The organism is Paraburkholderia piptadeniae (genome assembly GCF_900007165.1).
GTDB classification, from domain to species: Bacteria; Pseudomonadota; Gammaproteobacteria; order Burkholderiales; family Burkholderiaceae; genus Paraburkholderia; species Paraburkholderia piptadeniae.
Genome location: NZ_CYGY02000008.1, coordinates 66,487 through 85,258, shown reverse-complemented (window position 1 = coordinate 85,258; position 18,772 = coordinate 66,487). Strand labels below are relative to the sequence as shown.

General features: G+C 63.8%; 15 protein-coding genes. 8 read left to right on the top strand and 7 right to left on the bottom strand.

Features of this window, described 5'->3' with window-relative positions:
• Window positions 1–4 precede the first annotated feature (4 nt).
• The 4 genes from BN2476_RS02710 to BN2476_RS02695 form a co-directional block, all read right to left on the bottom strand.
• Window positions 5–1,144, bottom strand: coding sequence for a polysaccharide biosynthesis/export family protein (locus BN2476_RS02710; protein WP_087732618.1), 1,140 nt, complete (start codon window positions 1,142–1,144; stop codon window positions 5–7).
• A gap of 54 nt (window positions 1,145–1,198) precedes the next feature.
• Complete coding sequence (locus BN2476_RS02705) at window positions 1,199–2,584, bottom strand: undecaprenyl-phosphate glucose phosphotransferase (RefSeq protein WP_087732617.1); 1,386 nt, start codon at window positions 2,582–2,584, stop codon at window positions 1,199–1,201.
• A 65-nt stretch (window positions 2,585–2,649) separates the two neighbouring features.
• Window positions 2,650–4,254, bottom strand: a complete 1,605-nt coding sequence (locus tag BN2476_RS02700; RefSeq protein WP_087732616.1) for a mannose-1-phosphate guanylyltransferase/mannose-6-phosphate isomerase — start codon at window positions 4,252–4,254, stop codon at window positions 2,650–2,652.
• Window positions 4,255–4,330: 76 nt separating this feature from the next.
• Window positions 4,331–5,332 carry a GlxA family transcriptional regulator gene (locus BN2476_RS02695; RefSeq protein WP_087732615.1) on the bottom strand — a complete coding sequence of 334 codons (1,002 nt, stop codon included), beginning with the start codon at window positions 5,330–5,332 and terminating at the stop codon, window positions 4,331–4,333.
• A gap of 946 nt (window positions 5,333–6,278) precedes the next feature.
• On the opposite strand from BN2476_RS02695, the gene BN2476_RS02690 reads away from it, so the two are divergent.
• The 3 genes from BN2476_RS02690 to BN2476_RS02685 all read left to right on the top strand — a co-directional run bounded on the left by BN2476_RS02690 (window position 6,279) and on the right by BN2476_RS02685 (window position 9,378).
• Window positions 6,279–8,477 carry a hypothetical protein gene (locus BN2476_RS02690; RefSeq protein WP_235850670.1) on the top strand — a complete coding sequence of 733 codons (2,199 nt, stop codon included), beginning with the start codon at window positions 6,279–6,281 and terminating at the stop codon, window positions 8,475–8,477.
• A gap of 201 nt (window positions 8,478–8,678) precedes the next feature.
• Window positions 8,679–8,819: a hypothetical protein gene (locus BN2476_RS47140; protein WP_162849224.1), complete on the top strand. Its 141-nt coding sequence runs from the start codon at window positions 8,679–8,681 to the stop codon at window positions 8,817–8,819.
• A gap of 85 nt (window positions 8,820–8,904) precedes the next feature.
• On the top strand, window positions 8,905–9,378 hold the full coding sequence (locus tag BN2476_RS02685; protein WP_087732614.1) for a GDP-mannose mannosyl hydrolase: 474 nt from the start codon (window positions 8,905–8,907) through the stop codon (window positions 9,376–9,378).
• 131 nt (window positions 9,379–9,509) lie between these two features.
• Here the strand turns inward: BN2476_RS02685 and galU are convergent, their stop codons facing one another.
• Window positions 9,510–10,427, bottom strand: coding sequence for a UTP--glucose-1-phosphate uridylyltransferase GalU (galU, locus tag BN2476_RS02680; RefSeq protein ID WP_087732676.1), 918 nt, complete (start codon window positions 10,425–10,427; stop codon window positions 9,510–9,512).
• A gap of 184 nt (window positions 10,428–10,611) precedes the next feature.
• Between galU and BN2476_RS02675 the strand changes: the two genes are divergently transcribed.
• From BN2476_RS02675 to BN2476_RS02665, 3 genes are all read left to right on the top strand, one after another.
• On the top strand, window positions 10,612–11,673 hold the full coding sequence (locus tag BN2476_RS02675) for a GlxA family transcriptional regulator (protein ID WP_087732613.1): 1,062 nt from the start codon (window positions 10,612–10,614) through the stop codon (window positions 11,671–11,673).
• A 302-nt stretch (window positions 11,674–11,975) separates the two neighbouring features.
• Window positions 11,976–12,344 (top strand): hypothetical protein, encoded by a 369-nt coding sequence (locus tag BN2476_RS02670; protein WP_087732675.1) that lies wholly within the window; start codon window positions 11,976–11,978, stop codon window positions 12,342–12,344.
• Between the two features lie 270 nt (window positions 12,345–12,614).
• Window positions 12,615–13,427: a mechanosensitive ion channel family protein gene (locus BN2476_RS02665; protein ID WP_087732674.1), complete on the top strand. Its 813-nt coding sequence runs from the start codon at window positions 12,615–12,617 to the stop codon at window positions 13,425–13,427.
• A gap of 117 nt (window positions 13,428–13,544) precedes the next feature.
• On the opposite strand, the gene BN2476_RS02660 is transcribed toward BN2476_RS02665, so the two are convergent.
• On the bottom strand, window positions 13,545–14,234 hold the full coding sequence (locus BN2476_RS02660) for a DedA family protein (RefSeq protein ID WP_087732673.1): 690 nt from the start codon (window positions 14,232–14,234) through the stop codon (window positions 13,545–13,547).
• Between the two features lie 320 nt (window positions 14,235–14,554).
• Between BN2476_RS02660 and mutL the strand changes: the two genes are divergently transcribed.
• Together mutL and miaA are read left to right on the top strand one after the other, a co-directional pair.
• Window positions 14,555–16,588: a DNA mismatch repair endonuclease MutL gene (mutL, locus tag BN2476_RS02655; protein ID WP_500043118.1), complete on the top strand. Its 2,034-nt coding sequence runs from the start codon at window positions 14,555–14,557 to the stop codon at window positions 16,586–16,588.
• A 34-nt stretch (window positions 16,589–16,622) separates the two neighbouring features.
• Complete coding sequence (gene miaA, locus BN2476_RS02650; RefSeq protein ID WP_087732612.1) at window positions 16,623–17,609, top strand: tRNA (adenosine(37)-N6)-dimethylallyltransferase MiaA; 987 nt, start codon at window positions 16,623–16,625, stop codon at window positions 17,607–17,609.
• A gap of 72 nt (window positions 17,610–17,681) precedes the next feature.
• Here the strand turns inward: miaA and purM are convergent, their stop codons facing one another.
• A complete protein-coding gene (gene purM / locus BN2476_RS02645) occupies window positions 17,682–18,749 on the bottom strand; it encodes a phosphoribosylformylglycinamidine cyclo-ligase (protein WP_087732611.1) in 1,068 nt (355 codons plus the stop codon).
• Window positions 18,750–18,772: the final 23 nt, after the last annotated feature.

Here is an 18,772-nt window from a genome sequence, read left to right as displayed (position 1 = left end):
ACCCTTACTTCGCGAGCAATGCAGCCGTCACGCCAGCATTGATTGCAGGCAACAGCAGCGACAGCACGCGGTTGAATTTCACGAGACCGTTGTTGTCGACGTACACCACGTCCTTCGGCTCAAGATTGAACTGGTTCGCAAGCACCATCGAAGTCGGCGACGTCGCGTCCAGGTGGTAGATCTGGGGCTTGTCGCTCATCGAATTGCGGATCACGAACGTTTGCTTCGCGTAAGCCGTGTTCGGGTTGAGGCTGCCCGCCTGCGACAACGCTTCCGCCAGCGTCAGGCGGCCGTCGCGCATCGGCAGGATCGTCGCCGGCTTGTTGACTTCGCCCATCAGATAGATGCCGTACTCGTCGCGCGACCCGACCCGAAGCAGGTCGCCGCCCTGCAGATAGAGTTGCGTCGGCGCGCGGCCCGCCCTGATGAGGCCCGGCACGTTGATTTCATACGTCTTGCCGTCACGCACGAGTTCGACATGGCTCTGATCGGCATTCGGCGTGAAGCCGCCCGTGCGGTTGATCGCTTCCGTCAGCGACATCGGAATATCGTTGACCTGCGCGGGCCCCGGCGCATGCACTTCGCCATCGACATACACCTGCGCCGCACGGAACGCAGCGACACGCACTGTCACTTCAGGCTTCTGAAAGACGACGCTCAGCTTGCGATACAGCTCTTTCTGCACCGTCGCTGCATCTTTGCCGCCCACATGGATCGTCCCTGCGTACGGGAACTGGATATTGCCGTCGGCGTCGACGAGAAAGCCGATGCCCGGATCGTTCTTGCTGCTCGAAGGCGATGGCTGGCCGAGCGCGGCCGCCAGCTCAGGGTGATCCCAGACGGTGATCTGCAGCACGTCACCCGGGCCGAGCTTGTAGGTGGGCGCCTTGGGGCTCAACAGCGACGCGATCTGCTGATCCACTTGCGTCGCCTGCCCGTTCATCGAGCGCACGAGCTTCAGGTTGATATCGGTGATGGGAATCTGGACATTCTGTTCGGGTTCGCTGCTGTATTCACCGCCCGTCTCGGGCAGCGTGGGAGGCGATTCGAACCGTTGTCCGGGGACGATGCTGCAGGCGGAGAGCAGCATCACGGACATCGATAGCACCAGCGGCGCGCACACGCTTATTCGTTTCTGGTTCATGGCATTTCCTCCTTGCAGGGGAGCTTGATCCTTGTTCATTGGCTTGCCCCCATCTCAGTACGCGTTGGTATGAATGAAGCCCTTGACGATCGTGGCGCCGATGATTCGCATGTCGAGCCAGAAGGTCCAGTGCCCCAGGTAATACAGATCGTGCGCGACGCGCCGCTCCATCTTTTCGATGCGGTCTGTTTCGCCGCGAAAGCCGTTGATTTGAGCCCAACCTGTGATACCCGGCTTGATCCTGTAGCGATGGATATAGCCGGCCACGACCTTCTGATACAGATCGTCGTGTTCGAGTGCGTGGGGGCGTGGCCCGACCACGGACATGTCGCCGCGCAGCACGTTGAAGAACTGCGGCAACTCGTCGAGACTCGTGCGGCGCAGGAATGCGCCGACCCTGGTGATGCGCGGATCGTCGCGGGTCGCCTGGCTGACCTTGCCGGCTTCCTCAGTGTGCACACGCATCGAACGGAATTTATAGATTGTGAAAACGCGACCATCGGCCCCCTTACGTTTCTGCCTGAAAAAAACGGGACCGGGCGACGATAGCTTGACGGTAATCGCAATCGCGATCAGAAGCGGCGCGAGGCCGATGATCGCGCAAGCGGCGAACACCCGGTCGAAAAGATCCTTCTTGAAGAGCGCGCGCGACGACAGCGGCGACGCGACGAGGTTGATCGCAGGCACCCCGAGCAGCTCGATCACGCTGCTGGTGTCGAACAGCGCAAGGCTGCGCACGTCCGGCATGAAGCGGATGTTCACGAGGTCGTTGCGAAACTCGGTGACGATGCGAAAGATCGTGCGCTCGTCAGTGAGCGACAGCGCGAGCCATAGCTCGTGCACGTCGTTGCAGCGTACGTACTCGGCGAAACCCTGCTGCGAGTCGAAGCAGGTCACACGCGGATTCGTCAGCGGCGACTCTTCGGGATGCGTGTTCAGCACGGCCATCGCGCGAAAACCCGTGGCCGGCTGCGATTCGATGCGTCGCAGGATCTGGTCGCAATGGCCGCCGCTGCCGACGATCGCCACCTGATGCAGGTTCCAGCCGGCGCGGCGCGCGCGCGCGAGCACTGCGTGCGCGATCAGCCGCCAGGCGATCAGCAGACCGCCCGCCATCGCGGTCCAGTACGCGAACCACAGCCGCGAGACGATGTCGATCCGGTGCAGCGAATACATCAACGCGAGCGCGCAGCCCTGCACGACGAGCCACGCGAGCGCGACCTGTCCGGCGAGCGCGAGCTTCGAGCGGCCGCGCCAGGACTCGTAGACTCCGAAAGCAGGGAACATCGCGAGCGCGAAGGCCCCCGAGAAAAGGACAAATGCGTCGTAGAACCCTCGCTGCGAGAATTCATCGAAGCGAATCTGCGATGCGACGGCGGCGCCGAGGAGGATCAGCGCCACGTCTGCAACCCGCGCAAAAAAGTCCTGTAAGTCCCGCATATCAGTCACCCTGCCATTCGTCGTTCGTTGCCTTTCGTCCGGGTGTTGCGCATTTCAGCGCCGCGCTAACTCGCTGCGGGAGTCGGGCCGTGCCCTGTGTCCTGACTCTCGCCCTTGTCCTGCGTGTGGCTTTCGCCGTGCGACTGACTCTGGCCTTGCGCCGGACCGCAGCGCCCATACGTGTCGTCGAAGCGCACGATGTCGTCTTCGCCCAGATACGAACCCGACTGCACCTCGATGATTTCGAGCGGCACCTTGCCGGGGTTTTCCAGCCGATGCCGCACGCCGAGCGGGATGTAGGTCGATTCATTTTCAGTCAGCAAGAACTGGTCCTCGCCGCGCGTGACGAGCGCCGTGCCGCGCACGACGATCCAGTGCTCCGCGCGATGGTGATGCAGTTGCAGCGACAGCTTGGCCCCCGGCGTGACCACGATGCGCTTGACCTGGAAGCGATCGCCGTGATCGATCGAATCGTAGAAGCCCCACGGACGGCGCACCTTGCGATGCGAGTCGGCCTCGGGCGCCTTTTGCGCCTTGATGCGGGCGACGAGTCCCTTCACGTCCTGCACGCGCGAGCGATCCGCGACGAGCACGGCGTCCGCCGTTTCGACGACGACGACATTCGTCGTGCCGACACACGCGACGAGCCGCCCTTCCGAATGCGCATAGCTCGTGACGGCGCCTTCGAACATCACGCGGCCGCGTCCCACGTTGCCCGCTTCGTCCTTCGGCTGCGCGGCCCACACGGCGTCCCACGAGCCGAGATCGGACCAGCCCGCGTCGAGCGGGACGACGACGCCCGTCGACGTCCAGCCCTCCGACACGTTCAGACGCTCCATCACCGCGTAGTCGATCGAATCGGCGGGCGAACGTGTGAACGCGTCCGCTGCGGGACGGAAGGTCGTGCCGTCGAACTGCCCTTGCACAAACGACGCGAGGCACGCGGCGTGCATGTCGGGCTGAAGCGATTGCAGCGTCGCGAGCCACACGCTCGCGCGCATCACGAAGATGCCGCTGTTCCACCAGTACGTGCCCGCCGCAACGTATTGCCTCGCGAGCTCGGCAGCGGGCTTTTCGACGAAGCCGTCGATCTCGCGCGCTTCGTCATCCAGCTTCCTGCCGACGCGGATATAGCCGAAGCCCGTTTCGGGCCCACGCGGAGGCACGCCGAGCGTCGCGATCGCGCCGCGCCGCGCATGGCGCGCGGCAACCTCGATCGCGCGCTGCAACGCGGGCACATCGGCGATCGAATGATCGGACGGCATCACGACGAGAATCGCGTCGTCGCCGTTCGCGCACGCGAGCGCGGCCGCGAGCGTGAGGGCGGGCGCCGTATCGCGCCGTGCCGGCTCGACGACGAGCCGCGGCGTGCAGCCGTTGCACGTCAGCTGTTCGGCGATCACGAAGCGATGCTCTTCGCCGCACACGACGATAGGCGTGCTCGACACCTCCCAGCCCGCAGGAAAGCCTTCCATCCGGTGAACGGTGTCCTGCAGCAGCGATTCCGAACCGACCACGCCGATCAATTGCTTCGGAAAATGTTCACGCGACATCGGCCACAGTCGGGTGCCCGATCCGCCCGCCAGTATCACCGGCACGATGTGCGTGCAGTCCGGCAACGAACTCGCCGGCGCTTCCGCATTCGTCGGATTTTTCTGGTCGACTGTCATGTACGCACTCCTTAATGTCTGCCCTTGATGGCCAGGCATGTCTACCTGAGACGCGTTTTCAGATCGCGGCCGGCGTTCAGATGCCGGCTTCGCGCCGGGTCTTCATCCGATATTCCGTCGGCGAGACTTTCATCCGCTTGCGGAAGATCTTCGCGAGGCGATCGCCGTTGCCCATTCCCGTGCGCCGCGCGATCTTGTCGACGGGCAGTTCGGAGTCGGTCAACAGGCTGCAGGTGATCGCGAGCCGTGCGTGCAGCAGGTAGTCGGACGGAGTGACGCCCACTTCCATCTTGAAGCGGCGCAGGAAATTGCGTTCGCTCATCGCGGCCACCTGGGCCGCGTCCGCGATCGAAATCGACCGCTGGCAGTTCTCCTGTAGCCAGCGCGCCGCCGCGCGCACCTTGTCCGCGGGGCTGCGGCCCGTGCTGTCGCCCAACAGCGACATCAGACTGTCGCCCGCATCGGGCATCAGTCGTTCGGCCACGTTACGCGCCACGTCGATGCCCAGATCGCGCTTGATCAGCATCAGCGCGCTCTTCATCGATTCGAGGCGATCGTTCGCTTCGTTGCCGTTTTGGTCGTCGCGCTCCTCGCGCACGTTGTAGCTGCCGAAATCGCGTTGCTGCACGCCGTTGATGCACGCCGCTTCGAGGAGCGCGCGCCCTTCGCCGATCGGACGCACGGTGCTCGTGTTCGCATGAACGCGCCGCAGCCACGCAATGAGCCGTTCGTCGCGGGACGCGCTGCGCGCACCCTTGCCACCCGCCACGAACAGCGCATCGAATCCCATGTAATGCCGCGCATCGAGCCCGTCCGTCCAGACGCGAATCGATGAAGAGCACGTGATGTTGCCGCCCGAGGCCGACAGGAAACTGACGTCGTAAGTCCAGCCGTGGCTGGCGGATGACGCCAGTTCGTTAGCTGCGTGAAAGACCTCGGCGACGATCCCCGCGCCAAGAAGGGAGCAACCGTCGAACAACAAAATAGCAATGTGGCGAGTGGCGGTTGCGTAGTGCGCGCTGCGCTCAGGCGCTCGTACCCAGCCGACCATTGGAGTTTCCAAACTTGCATACGCCATGACTCTTCCCCCTTGACCTTCCGGCGTGGAAAGAACTAGTTAAATCCAAGCGATGTGCAGTGCATCATACGCATTAAAAAAACAATCCCGGCGGACAGTGACTGAAACTGACGATGTATTGGCGTATTCGGTCCGATTGCTGATCGAAGCCTTTCAGCCCGCATTTGACAATCACATAAAGCCGATTAATACGGCTTACGCGCCGGCGAACGAATTCGCCATTTCATATCACAAATAGGGCGCTTCCGGCTCCGCCCCGCCAGGCTTGACACAAAGCATTACAATTTGTTGCAATTACTGGACCACCCCACAAGGGAACAGCAATTTTTTCAGCCTCGCTTTAGCGCCTGTAATAGTTACTCACGAAACAGCCATTCGAGCTCTGACTGGCATTTTGCTAATATGAAATTAAAGCCTTATTAATATGATGAAAAAAGCGATCGCAATGCTCAGATTACGAATTATAAGAAGACGAAAACCAGCCCGAATAATTAATTCTTTTCGTCTTTAGATTCGGATATAAATAAAACCATTAATGTTTCAAAAGCGAAACATTAAAGCCGGATAACGGGTGCCGCAGCGCTGGCGAAACGGGGTGAAGCGGCGACTTTGGCGGCTCTTGCCGGTCCGTCCGGGCGCGCAAACGCTTGTCGTATGGCCGCCGAGCCTTATGCGACACGGATAATGCGCATTAGGCGAATGACGCCAATTGACGAGCGTCGCGACGACGCAACATTCGCATTCATCCGCCATTGAAGTTGCGTACGAACACTAAAGAACGTCCAATTCCTGCTAAGTGCGGGGTGTAATCTTGGTCGCTCCAATGCGTACCAGGTCATCTATTACCGTCACGGGGGAGAGAATGACTGATGGCGACCACTCGCCTTGCAAAAGATACGTACTCCGGCCGAAGTGCATCGCTGATGCGCTCGATGTGTCCCTCGTCATGCGTGCGTCACTGCTTGCCCTAGCGGTCGCGATGGCGAGCGGCTGCGACAGTGCCTCAGCCGATAACGCGCAGGCTCCGGTCTGGACGAAATGCGCCGACGAGCATGGCACCTGCTCGTTCAGCGGCACGCGCGACGTCCGTTATGGGACAGAAGCGCGCAATACCGTCAAATCGCTGACGAACGGCACTTCGTGCGATAACGGCGTATTCGACGATCCAGCGCCCGGCGAAGAGAAGCAGTGCTGGATTTCAGGAAGCAACAGCGCGGCCGGTGCGTCCGGCGCTGCGGCGAAAGCCAGCGGGACACCCGCTGCGTCGCCTCGCGCAACGGCCGACAACGACGCCAGGCAAGCGACAGCACAACCGTATTCGAGCCACTCTCAGGCACTCCGCTGTAACGGCTCACCGGATGTCGCGGCGGCGAATCCGCAAGGCGGCCTCATCGAAGCGGACACGCCGGATAGCGACGGCACGCGTCTTTTTACGCTCGATCGTTCGTTCCGCGTCGCCATCACGACCCGCGCATCGCGCAACGACAAGCTCGCATGGCAGATCCGCGATGCGTGGGGCACCGTACAGGCAAGCGGCGCATACGAGGTCGCGCAGGGCGCGCGTCAGGTCACGTTGAATTGCACGTCGACGCTTGCGGGCTACTTCGCGTTGTCGGCCTCGCTCGAACAGGAGCATGGGCAGTTGCCCGCGCGCGGCACGCGTCCCGAAGGCATCGCCACGTTCGGCGTGCTGCCCGATGTGTCGGCAAGCGTGCCGCCCGTGCATTTCGCGCGCGCGGACCTGCACCGCTTCGGCGGCCAGGGCACGGCGTTCGTCGCGCAGGGACAGCACTGCTGCGACGGCGACGGCTATCGTCCTCTGTATCCGCAGCTCGGCCTCACGTGGGTCAACGACAACCGCAACTGGTACACGGAAGAGCCGGACCGCGCGAACACGTTCGACCCCGCTACCGCGAAACTCTCGCCGTGGTTTCGCAAAGGCGACCTGTTGCGTCTGATCCAACTCGACGGCTTTCCTGGCTGGGCGAGTCCAACAGGCAAGCAGACGCACAGCTATCTGCCGAAATCGACGGGCGCATTGCGCGAGTACATGCAGCGCGTCGGCACCGAATCGAGCCGCGTGCGAACCACGGTCTTTGCGGCACAGTCGAGCAACTACTATCAGGTCACGTGGGAGCCCGATGCGGGAGGCGGCCTGCCCTGGAAAGACACCGACGCAAATTTCGTCGAGCTATACAAGGCCGTGTACGAAGGCATCCACGCGACCGATCCGAATGCCGTCGTGATGGGGCCGACGTATGGCTCCGTGACGGGCAATATCGAATCGCTCAGGCGTCTCGCGCCGCTCGGCCTGGCGAAGTACCTCGACGGCATCGCGATTCACGGCTACTACGATCCGAACGGCCCCAGTCCGTCGCATCCGCCCGAGCGCCTGATGAACGCCAGCGATCCGCAACAGGCTCAATACGCGCTGCCCACTTCGATGCGCGCGCTACGTCGCTTGATGGCCGCGCAGTACAAACCGGGCGCAAAGCTCTTCGCGACGGAAACGGGCATCAGCTACGACGTCGGCGAACAATACGGCCCGCACTATCCGACGGGCGACGTGCTCTACGCGCAAGGCGCCGTCGTCGCGCGCACGCATCTGATCCTGCTCGGCGAAGGCGCGGACATGACCTACATCTTCTATTCGAACGACACGCCCGATGCCACTCCGGGCTACGGTGTGTTCTTCGACCTCGATCATCCGAAGGGCGATTTCGGTCCGGGCGCGATCAGTCCGAAGCCCGCGGCGCTCGCGGTCGCGGCGATGACGCGGCTGATCGACGGCACGGCCACGCTCGGTCCCGTCAAGCGCACGCCCGCCGGCGTCTATGCGTATGCTTTCCAGCGGCTGAACGGCGGCAAGATCGTCACGGCCGCATGGACGCACGACAACGCGAAGTGGAACAAGTCGACGCACTTCGATCCGAAGGCGGGCGTGCCGTGGCGTCTGCAAGTGGATGCGCCCGGCACTTCGGGCAAGGTGACGGTGTTCGACATGATGGGCAATCCGTCGAGCGTGCCCTATCAGAACGGCTACGCGACGCTCGCGCTGACGGAGACGCCCGTCTATGTGGTGTCGTCGAACGCCGCCGTGATGAAGGCGAACGTCACGACACCGGCGGGCTATATCGCGCCTTGATGCGGGCTGCGATGCGCACGTGACGCGTGCCGTCCGCACGCGTCACGTACGCGGATTTGTCCATACGTGACGAGATTTAGGCGTGATACGACAGAACCGCCTTTTATTGCTGCGGATAGACTCTTTGCAATGCCGCAAGCGAGGCGCCGCCCGCGCGCTGCGCAGCGGGCGCGCGCGAAGGCACGACTAGGGAGTGGTCGGATGAGTGGCTTCGCCTGGATCATGGTGGTGGTCATCGCAGTGCTGGCTTCCGGGCTGATTCTGTGCGCGGCCATCGTCATTGTCATTGCCGTTCTGTTCGCCACGTCGTCCCGGCTTTTCACCCGCGAATCCGATCAATAAACCCGCAGGCCTGCGTACGCCGGCTTCGCGCTAACGCGTCGACCTCGCCGCGACTGCACCCACACGACATTGACGAGAGACAGACATGGCCACCACATGTGCCGATTTCCTCGAAGCAGACGATTTCCTTCAGGTCGTACGGATGACACCTCTCGTGTCGATCGACCTGATCGTGTGCGACTACGCGGGGCGCGTGCTCGTCGGACACAGACGCAATCGTCCCGCGCTCGGCACATGGTCCGTGCCCGGCGGGCGCATCTGCAAGAACGAGCGGCTCGACGCGGCCTTCACGCGCGTCGTCGACGCGGAGCTGGGGATTTCGGGCATGGAGCGCTCGGCCGCGCGTTTCGGCGGCCTGTTCGAGCATCTCTATAGCGACAACTTCGCGGGCGCGGACGAGATCACCACGCACTACGTCGTGATCGCGTATTTTATGACGCTCGAGAGCACGGCATCCGTGGGCCGCTTCGATCAGCACAGCCGCTATATCTGGCTCACGCCCGAAGACCTGCTCGCGCACGACGGCGTCCACGAGAACACGAAGGCGTACTTCCGTTAGCGCCACAGTCGGTCCGCCGTCGAAAGATGTCGCGGACGCGAATGAAATGCGGCGCTGCGGAGTGCGCCGCATTTCGTGGTCGCGCGATACCGGATGCGCGCGAAACCGGATGCGCGAAGCAGCCTACGCAATCAGACGCTGCTCGCCAGGTCCGCCAGCGTTTCCCGCGCGCCCCCGGCGCGATGCGCGCGGCCGCGCAGATACGCTTCGAACGGGCCCTTGACCTCGGGGTGGCGCAGCGCGAATTCGACGGTCGCTTTCAGGTAGCCGAGCTTGCTGCCACAGTCGTAGCGCTTGCCGTGGTACTCGTACGCGAGCGCCTGCTCGCCGCCGAGCAGCGCCTGAATCGCGTCGGTCAGCTGGATCTCGCCGCCGGCGCCCGGTTGCTGACGGCGCAGGTGATCGAAAATCGACGGCATCAGCACGTAGCGGCCCACTACGCCGAGATTCGATGGCGCGTCTTCCGGCGCAGGCTTTTCGACGATGCCCGACATCTTGTAGAGCCGCTCGTCCCAGCGCTTGCCGCCGATCACGCCATACGAGCGGGTTTCGTGTTTGCCGATTTCCTCGACGCCGACGATCGAGCAGTGATAGTGGCTGAAGAGCTGCACCATTTGCGACAGCACGGGCGGCTCGCCGTCGAGCAGATCGTCGGCGAGCATCACGGCAAACGGCTCGCCGCCGACCAGCTTTTCGGCGCACAGCACCGCGTGGCCGAGCCCGAGCGGCTCCGGCTGGCGCACGTAGCAGCATTCGACGTGGCTCGGCTTGATGTTCTGCACCAGCTCCAGCAACGCGAGCTTGCCGCGCGCGAGCAGCTCGCATTCGACCTCATACGATTTGTCGAAGTGGTCCTCGATCGCGCGCTTGCTGCGTCCCGTGACGAAGATCATCTCGGTGATCCCCGCCGCGATCGCTTCCTCGACCGCGTATTGAATCAACGGCTTGTCGACGACGGGTAGCATTTCTTTCGGGCTTGCCTTCGTCGCCGGAAGGAAGCGCGTGCCGAGTCCGGCCACGGGAAATACGGCCTTGCGCAGGGTGAGCATGCTCGCCTCTTTGAGTGGATTGATCAGCATCGATACGCCAGCGTATTCCGCGAATATCGAGCCGATCTGCCAACTTCTCGTTTTTTTCCGACTCCAATCGACAGCGGGTAAAAACGTCGGCCTATGATTGACGCAAAGCATACAGACCTTACTCTTTCGCCGTCCTCGGCACTGGAGACAGACGATGCGATATGAGCATGCGGTGAATCAGTGGCTGGATTCATCCTCGTACAGCGCAGTCGTCAACGTCGGGCACATGGTCAAACGCATCGGTATTCTCGTTTTTGAACGATTTCCGTTAAGCGACGTGTGTCTGCTTGCCGACGCATTCCGACTCGCCAATGAAGCCCAGGCGGATCAGTCTGGCGAGGGTTCGGGCGTCGAACCCTCGTATTCGATCGTGATGCTGTCCGAAATGGGCGGCAGTGTAGTCAGCAGCTGTTCGCTGCGCGTGTGGACAGAGAGCCTGAATGGCCCGCTGCTGAACGGCTTCGACACGCTGTTCATCGTCGGCGGTCCGGGCGCGTCGCGCGCGAAGGCGAACGAGCGGCTGATCCGGCGGCTGCGCGCAATCGCGCCGAAAATCCGCGTCGTCAAGGCGCTCGACGAGGGCCTCGGCGTGCTCGCCGCCGCCGATCTCGCATTCGAACGGCGCGGCTGGCGCAACGTGCCCGGCGCGGCCGATCCGTTCGGCAGGCCGCTCGCGCCCGTCCCGAACGATCCGCAATGGCAGATCGAGTCCGGCGCAACGCTCGATGTCGACGCGCCCGTGCGTTCGATCGCGGCGGCGCTCACGGTCATCAAGCGCGACCACGGCACGCCGATGGCGCGGCTCGTGTCGGAGCGCGCGCTGTCGGGCGCGTCGCGCCGCCTCGATGCGCTTCTCGACGACGACGAGAAGAAAGGCATCAGCCGCAAGATCACGACGGCCGCGCACTGGATACGCGAGAACTACACGCGCCATATAACGGTAGCCGAGGCGGCCGAGGTCGCGAAGATGAGCGAGCGTAATTTCCTGCGCCGCTTCAAGTCGCAAATCGGGCTCACGCCGTCGGAATACCTGCTGCGCGCGCGGCTCGACGCAAGTTGCCTGCTGCTCGCGGAGACGGACATATCGATCGACGGCATCGCGCGCCGTTGTGGCGTGCGCAGCGGCGATGGGCTCGCGAAGATCTTCCGCAAGCGCCTGTCGATCTCGCCGACCGACTATCGCGCGGCGCACCGGCGCACCGTTTCCAAAGGCTGACAGGCGGGCGGCTCGCGGACGCGGCGACAAGCGATCCGCGTCACGTTCGCCGTCACGATGAAAGCGCAAGGGTCTCCGGGCAACAGGAGACCCTTGCGCTTCTTGCATTCGCCCTGCCAAGCAGGCGCGCTGGCTCATCGCCTGTCGTGCGCGGCCAACGCGTTATTGGGGACTCCGTATATTTGCATTTATCGAGATGAAAAGACGTGCAATCATCCCGCGGCTACTCGCGGTGCCGGTTGCAACACGTCGACGACACATGGCGAGCAGCGTTCGCAATACAACGCTTTGATCTCAACGTCATGGTCAATTTCCTGCTCGATCTGATTTCGAACCTGGTCATCCTCGCCGTCATGCTGACAGCATGCAGCCTGTTCAACGGGATGAGGCCCGGCGCGAAAGCGAACGGCTATCTCGTGTTCTTCGTGTTCATCGCGATCGCGCTGGCGTTCGATGCCGCGCTGACCTTTCTGGTGTTCGCCGATTCGCAGACGCGCTACGGCAAGTTCAGCACCACGGAATCCTTCATGCAGCGCTTCGCCGCGTATCTGACGGCATCCGGCATCGCGATCTGTCTGGCGCGCATGCGCAGCCGCAAGGCGTCACAGGGGGCGCAAGGCTCTGCCGTCATCCGGACGTCGTCGTACACCAAATCGCAACTCCCCATGTAGGCAGGCCGGAAGGCCGGGAATACGTCTTGCTAACCGCCGCGCCGTCGCCTATAACATTCGATGATTGCAGGCGGCGCGACTTGCGCCGTCCTTCTTGCATATCGGGAAACCAGCCTCCTCCAGCCGTTCGCCGTACCAGATAAAACGTCGTGCAGCACAAGCGATGGACGCGGCGTCGCTTCCTCCAGCGGACTCGTCCGCGCCGTGTTCCTTCGCGTCGTCGCATGCACGCAGGTCAGTCAAGCGCAAACCGACTCAAGCGAGGGAATCGTGGACATTGAAGCCGTACGCGTCTTTCTAATGACCCGGGGCATCGACTTCGGGACCAAGGTGCTCGGTGCGATCGTTCTATGGATCGTCGGGCGATGGGTGATCGGGCTCATCACCGGCCTGATCCGCAAGCTGCTCTCGCGCAACAGCAAGGTCGATCCGACGCTTGCGCACTATCTCGGCTCGATACTCGCCGGCATCCTGAACCTGCTGCTGGTGCTGGCGATTCTGCAGGTGTTCGGCGTGCAGACGACCTCGTTCGCCGCGTTGCTCGCGGGCGTCGGCCTTGCAGTGGGCACGGCCTGGGGCGGGCTGCTCGCGCATTTCGCGGCGGGCGTCTTCATGCAGGTACTGCGGCCGTTCAAGGTCGGCGATTTCGTGACGGCGGGCGGCGTCACGGGCACGGTGCAGGAGCTGGGCCTGTTCGGCACGACGATCATCACGCCCGATAACGTGTTGACCATCGTCGGCAACAACACGATCTTTTCCGGCGTGATCTCGAACTTCAGCGCGCAGCCCGTGCGGCGCGTCGAGCTGACGGCGAAGGTGGCAAACGGCGTCGATCCCGTCGATGCCGCCAATCGCCTGCGCGCGGCCGTGACGAAGATTCCGAATGTCTCGCAGAATCCGGCGCCCGATGTCGAACTGATGTCGTTCACGCCGGAAGGTCCGCTGCTGTGCGTGCGGCCGTACACGCACAACGACAACTACTGGCAGGTCTACTTCGATACGAACCGCGCGATCGTCGAGACGTTCCGCGAAGCGGGGTATCCGACGCCCGAAACGCCTTTCGTGCGGCGCGCGGCCGCGTAGCTCTTTGTGCGGCGCGCGGCTTCGCCGTTCTCTGTTTGTCGCGTGGGGATTGCTTCCTTTGCGCGTGCGGGCGTTTGAGGGCACTCCCCTCGCACGCCCCCGCGCTTATTGCCCCGCTCATTGCCCCGTATGGTTGCTCGCCGACCCTGTCGGCTGACGCTTGCCGCGCATCATCTTCCACACTGCGCCGAGCGCCACGGGAACGATCGCCGCGCCGATACCCACCAGCACGATCACATTCAGATACTGGCGAATAAACGGAATGTTGCCGAAGAAATAGCCGAGCAGCGTGAGCAGCAGCACCCAGAAGAACGCACCCGCGATATTGAACAACTGGAAACGCCGGACGCCCATCTGCGACGCCCCCGCTACGAATGGCGCGAACGTCCGCACGACGGGAATGAAACGCGCGAGCACAATGGTCTTGCCGCCGTGGCGCTCGTAGAAGTCGTGCGTCTTGCGCAGCGCCTCGCGATCGAGAAAGCGTTCGAGCACGGGAATGTGCGAGTTGAACACCTTCGGTCCGAGCGCGCGGCCGATCAAATAGTTCACGGTATTGCCGAACACGGCCGCGGCCAGCAGCAGCACGATCAGCAGTTCGATGTTCATTGCGCCCGCCGCGCAAAACGCGCCGCCGATGAAGAGCAGCGAATCGCCGGGTAGAAACGGCAGCACCACGAGACCCGTCTCGCAGAACACGATCAGGAACAGCACCGCGTAGACCCACGCGCCGTATTGATGGATGAAGACTCCTAGAAACTTGTCGATGTGCAGGACAAGATTGACGAATTGCAGCAGCGTGTCCAAAGATCGTCCTTTAAAAAGCAGATGGCTGACATGACGGGCGCGGCGGCCGTCGCGTGCGGCATGCGAAGCGAAATCACGATTCGCGACCGAGCCTAGACTTGACCGCGCCATGATACCGAAGTGCCATGACGTCTTGAAAAAAAGTCGCGGGCCTCGATCGGCTCGATCGCGGACTCAACCGCACGTTCAATCGCAGATTCAGTCACGCGCTCAGACGATCTGCGACGAATCGCTATAATTTCGCCATGTCCGCGATCCCCGAATCCTCCGAAACGCCCGACGGCAACAAGCCCGCGACGAGCCCTGCACCCGGTCCCGCGTTGGACCAGGCTTCGGACCCGGCTTCGAGTCCCGCTGCGAACGCTGTCGACAGCGCCGTCACGCCGCGTGCATTGCGCGCGATCCAGCCGCTTCCCGACCAGCTGATCAGCCAGATCGCCGCTGGCGAAGTGGTCGAGCGGCCGGCATCCGTCGTCAAGGAAGTGCTCGAAAACGCGCTCGATGCAGGCGCGAAGACGCTGCGCATCCTGCTCGACGAAGGCGGCGTCAAGCGCATCTCGATCACCGACGACGGCTGCGGCATTCCCGAAGGCGAACTCGCGCTCGCGCTGATGCGCCATGCGACCAGCAAGATCCGCTCGCTCGCCGAACTCGAAGCCGTTGCGACGCTCGGGTTTCGCGGCGAGGCGCTCGCGTCGATCGCGTCGGTATCGGAAATGTACATCACGAGCCGCACCGAGCATGCTTCGCACGCGATGCGTATCGATGCGCAGACGGGCGCGCTGTCGCCCGCTGCCGGCACGCGAGGCACGACGATCGAAGTGCGCGAGCTGTACTTCAACACGCCCGCGCGCCGCAAGTTCCTGAAGAGCGAGCAGACCGAACTCGGCCATTGTCTCGAGATGATCCGCCGCGCCGCGCTCGCGCGCCCGGACGTCGCGATTTCAGTGCTGCACAACGGACGCGCCGTCGAGCACTGGAATGCGAGCGATCCCGCGACGCGCGTCGCGAAGATTCTCGGCGAGACGTTCGCGACTGCGCATCTGCCCCTCGACGAATCGGCGGGACCGCTCGCCGTGTATGGCTGCGCCGGTCTGCCGACGGCGAGCCGCGGACGCGCCGATCAGCAGTATTTCTTCGTCAACGGCCGCTTCGTGCGCGACAAGCTGCTCACGCACGCGGTGCGTGCCGCGTATGAGGACGTGCTGCATGGCGACCGCTTTCCGTCGTACGTGCTGTTCCTCGATCTGCCGCCCGAGGCCGTCGACGTGAACGTGCATCCGTCGAAGATCGAAGTGCGCTTTCGCGATTCGCGCTCGATTCACCAGTTCGTGTTCCATGCGGTGCAGCGCGCGCTCGCACGACATGCGGGCGCGTCGCCGGAGACGACATCGGGTGGCCACGCCGCGCGCATCGAGCCGATGCCGTCCGCGACGCCTACATCGACACCGTCTTCGTTCGGCTCGACGCCGCTCGGCGGCGGCTTCAAGGTCAGCGACGGCGGCAGCTCGCAGCCCGGCAACACATGGCTGCGCCAGGCGCGCATGACGCAAGGCACGCTGCCCGTCGCGCAACCGCTCGCGCTCTACGATGCGCTGTTCGGGCGCAAGGACATCGGCGCGGGCACCGCGCAAGGCACGACGGCGCTCGAACTGCGCGACGCGGACGACAGGCCCGGCACGGCCGATTATGGCCGCGCGCCCTCGCCTTCGGGCTTCGCGCCACAGCAGCAGCCGCAAGGCGCGCCGCAGACTTTCGACACGAACGACGAGCAGCCGCTCGGCTTCGCGCTCGGCCAGATCCACGGCATCTATGTGCTCGCGCAGAACGCGCGCGGCCTCGTGATCGTCGATATGCACGCGGCGCACGAGCGCATCCTGTACGAGCAGTTCAAGAACGCGCTCGCCGACCGGACGATCGCGGTGCAGCCGTTGCTGATCCCGTTGTCGATGACCGCCGATGGCGTTGAAATCGGCGTTGTCGAAGAAGAGCGCGAGACGCTCGATGCGCTCGGCTTCGATCTCGCCGTGCTGTCGCCGACGAGCATCGCGATTCGCGCCGTGCCCGCGCTCCTGAAGGATGCCGACTTGCAGTCGCTCGCGCGCGCGGTACTGTCCGATCTGCATGCGTACGGCGGCTCGCGTGTGCTGACCGAGCGGCAGCACGAACTGCTCGGCACGCTCGCGTGCCATCACGCGGTGCGCGCGAATCGGCGTCTGACGCTCGACGAGATGAACGCGCTGCTGCGCCAGATGGAAGCGACTGAACGCGCGGATCAATGCAATCACGGACGTCCGACGTGGTATCAGCTGACGCTTGCCGATCTCGACCGCCTCTTCATGCGCGGACAATGAGCGGCTCCGCTGTCCCATTCCGCTCACGCCTGTCATGACGCAGCACGGACCGCACCAAGAAGCGCAGCAAAAAGCGCAGCCCGTCGCCTGTCTGCTCGGCCCGACCGCCTCCGGCAAGACGGCCGCCGCGCTCGCGTTCGCCGCGCGCGCTCCCGTCGAAATCGTCAGCGTCGATTCGGCGCTCGTCTATCGCGAGATGGATATCGGCACCGCGAAGCCGTCGCCTGAAGAACGCGCCGTCGCGCCTCATCATCTGATCGATATCGTCGATCCCATCGACGCGTACTCGGCGGCCGATTTTCGCGCCGATGCGTTGCGGCTCGTCGGCGAGATCGTCGCGCGGGGTAATGTGCCGCTGCTGGTCGGCGGCACGATGCTTTACTACAAGGCGCTGACGCAGGGCCTGAACGATCTGCCCGCCGCCGATCCCGACATGCGCGCGACGCTCGACGCCGATGCCGCGCGCGAGGGCTGGCCCGCGCTGCACGCGCGCCTCGCCGACGTCGATCCCGTCACGGCCGCGCGCCTCGCGCCGAACGATTCGCAGCGCATCCAGCGCGCGCTCGAAGTGTTCATGCTGACGGGCCAGCCGATGTCGGCGCTGCTCGCCGCGCCCGCTCGCGACGACGACGCCGCGCGCCGCTATCGTTTCGTCCCCATCGCGCTGGAGCCGTCCGATCGCGGCGTGCTGCACGCGCGCATCGCGCAGCGCTTCGATGCGATGCTCGCGAACGGTTTCATCGACGAAGTGAAGGCGCTGCGCGCGCGCGGCGATCTGCATCCGGGCTTGCCGTCGATGCGCTGCGTCGGATACCGGCAAGCGTGGGAATATCTGGACGGCGAGACCGACTACGACACCATGCGCGACAAGGGCATCTTCGCGACGCGCCAGTTGTGCAAGCGCCAGCTGACGTGGCTGCGCGCGATGCCGGAGCGCATCGTGATCGACTGCTGCGCGGGCGATGCGACGGCGCAGGCGTTGCGTGCGATCAAGCGCGTGACCTCGGGCGCTGACAAATAAGACGCGAACATATGAAAAAAGCCGCCGGGCTTCGCAGCCGGGCGGCCTTCTGACCTTTCAGCGACGCAACGCTCAGACCACGACGGTCTGCGCCTCGCCTTCCTTGCTGGCGCGCACCGCGCCGATCTTCCACACCTGCTCGCCCGCTGCGGACAGCAGGCCGATCGCCTTTTCCGCATCGGCGGCGGACACGATCACGGCCATGCCGATGCCGCAGTTGAACACGCGATGCATTTCCGCATCGGCGACACCACCGTGCTTTTGCAGCCACGAAAACAGCGGCGGCAGCGGCCATGCGCGGTGATCGAGCTCAGCCGTCAGGCCCTCTTTCAGCACGCGCGGAATGTTTTCGACCAGACCGCCGCCCGTGATGTGCGCCATCCCCTTCACTTCGAGCTGTTGCATCAGCGCAAGCAGCGGCTTCACGTAGATGTGCGTTGGCGCCATCAGCGCTTCGGCGAGCGAGCGGCCGTCGAAATCGGCGTTCAGGTCCGGCTGCGCGCGCTCGATGATCTTGCGCACGAGCGAGTAGCCGTTCGAATGGATGCCGCTCGACGCGAGGCCCAGCACGACGTCGCCGGGGACGATCTTGCTGCCGTCGATGATCTTGCTCTTTTCGACCGCGCCGACGGCGAAGCCCGCGAGGTCGTATTCGCCATCGGGGTACATGCCCGGCATTTCAGCCGTTTCGCCGCCGATCAGCGCGCAGCCGGCCAGCTCGCAGCCCGTCGCGATGCCCTTGACGACGGTGGCCGCCGTGGCGACGTCCAGCTTGCCGCACGCGAAATAGTCGAGGAAGAAGAGCGGCTCGGCGCCTTGCACGAGGATGTCGTTGACGCTCATCGCGACGAGGTCCTGGCCGACGGTATCGTGCCTGTTCAGCTGGAACGCGAGCTTCAGCTTGGTGCCGACGCCGTCCGTACCCGACACGAGCACGGGCTCCTTGTACTTCTTCGGCACCTCGAACAGCGCGCCGAAACCGCCGATGCCGCCCAGCACGCCGTCGCGCAGCGTCTTCTTGGCAAAGGGCTTGATCGCGTCGACGAGGGCGTCACCCGCGTCGATGTCCACGCCTGCGTCGCGATACGACAGACCTTGGGCCGAATCAGGGGAATTCGGGGCGGATTTCGGTTGATTCATGAGGGGAGAGCTCGGAAGGTCGG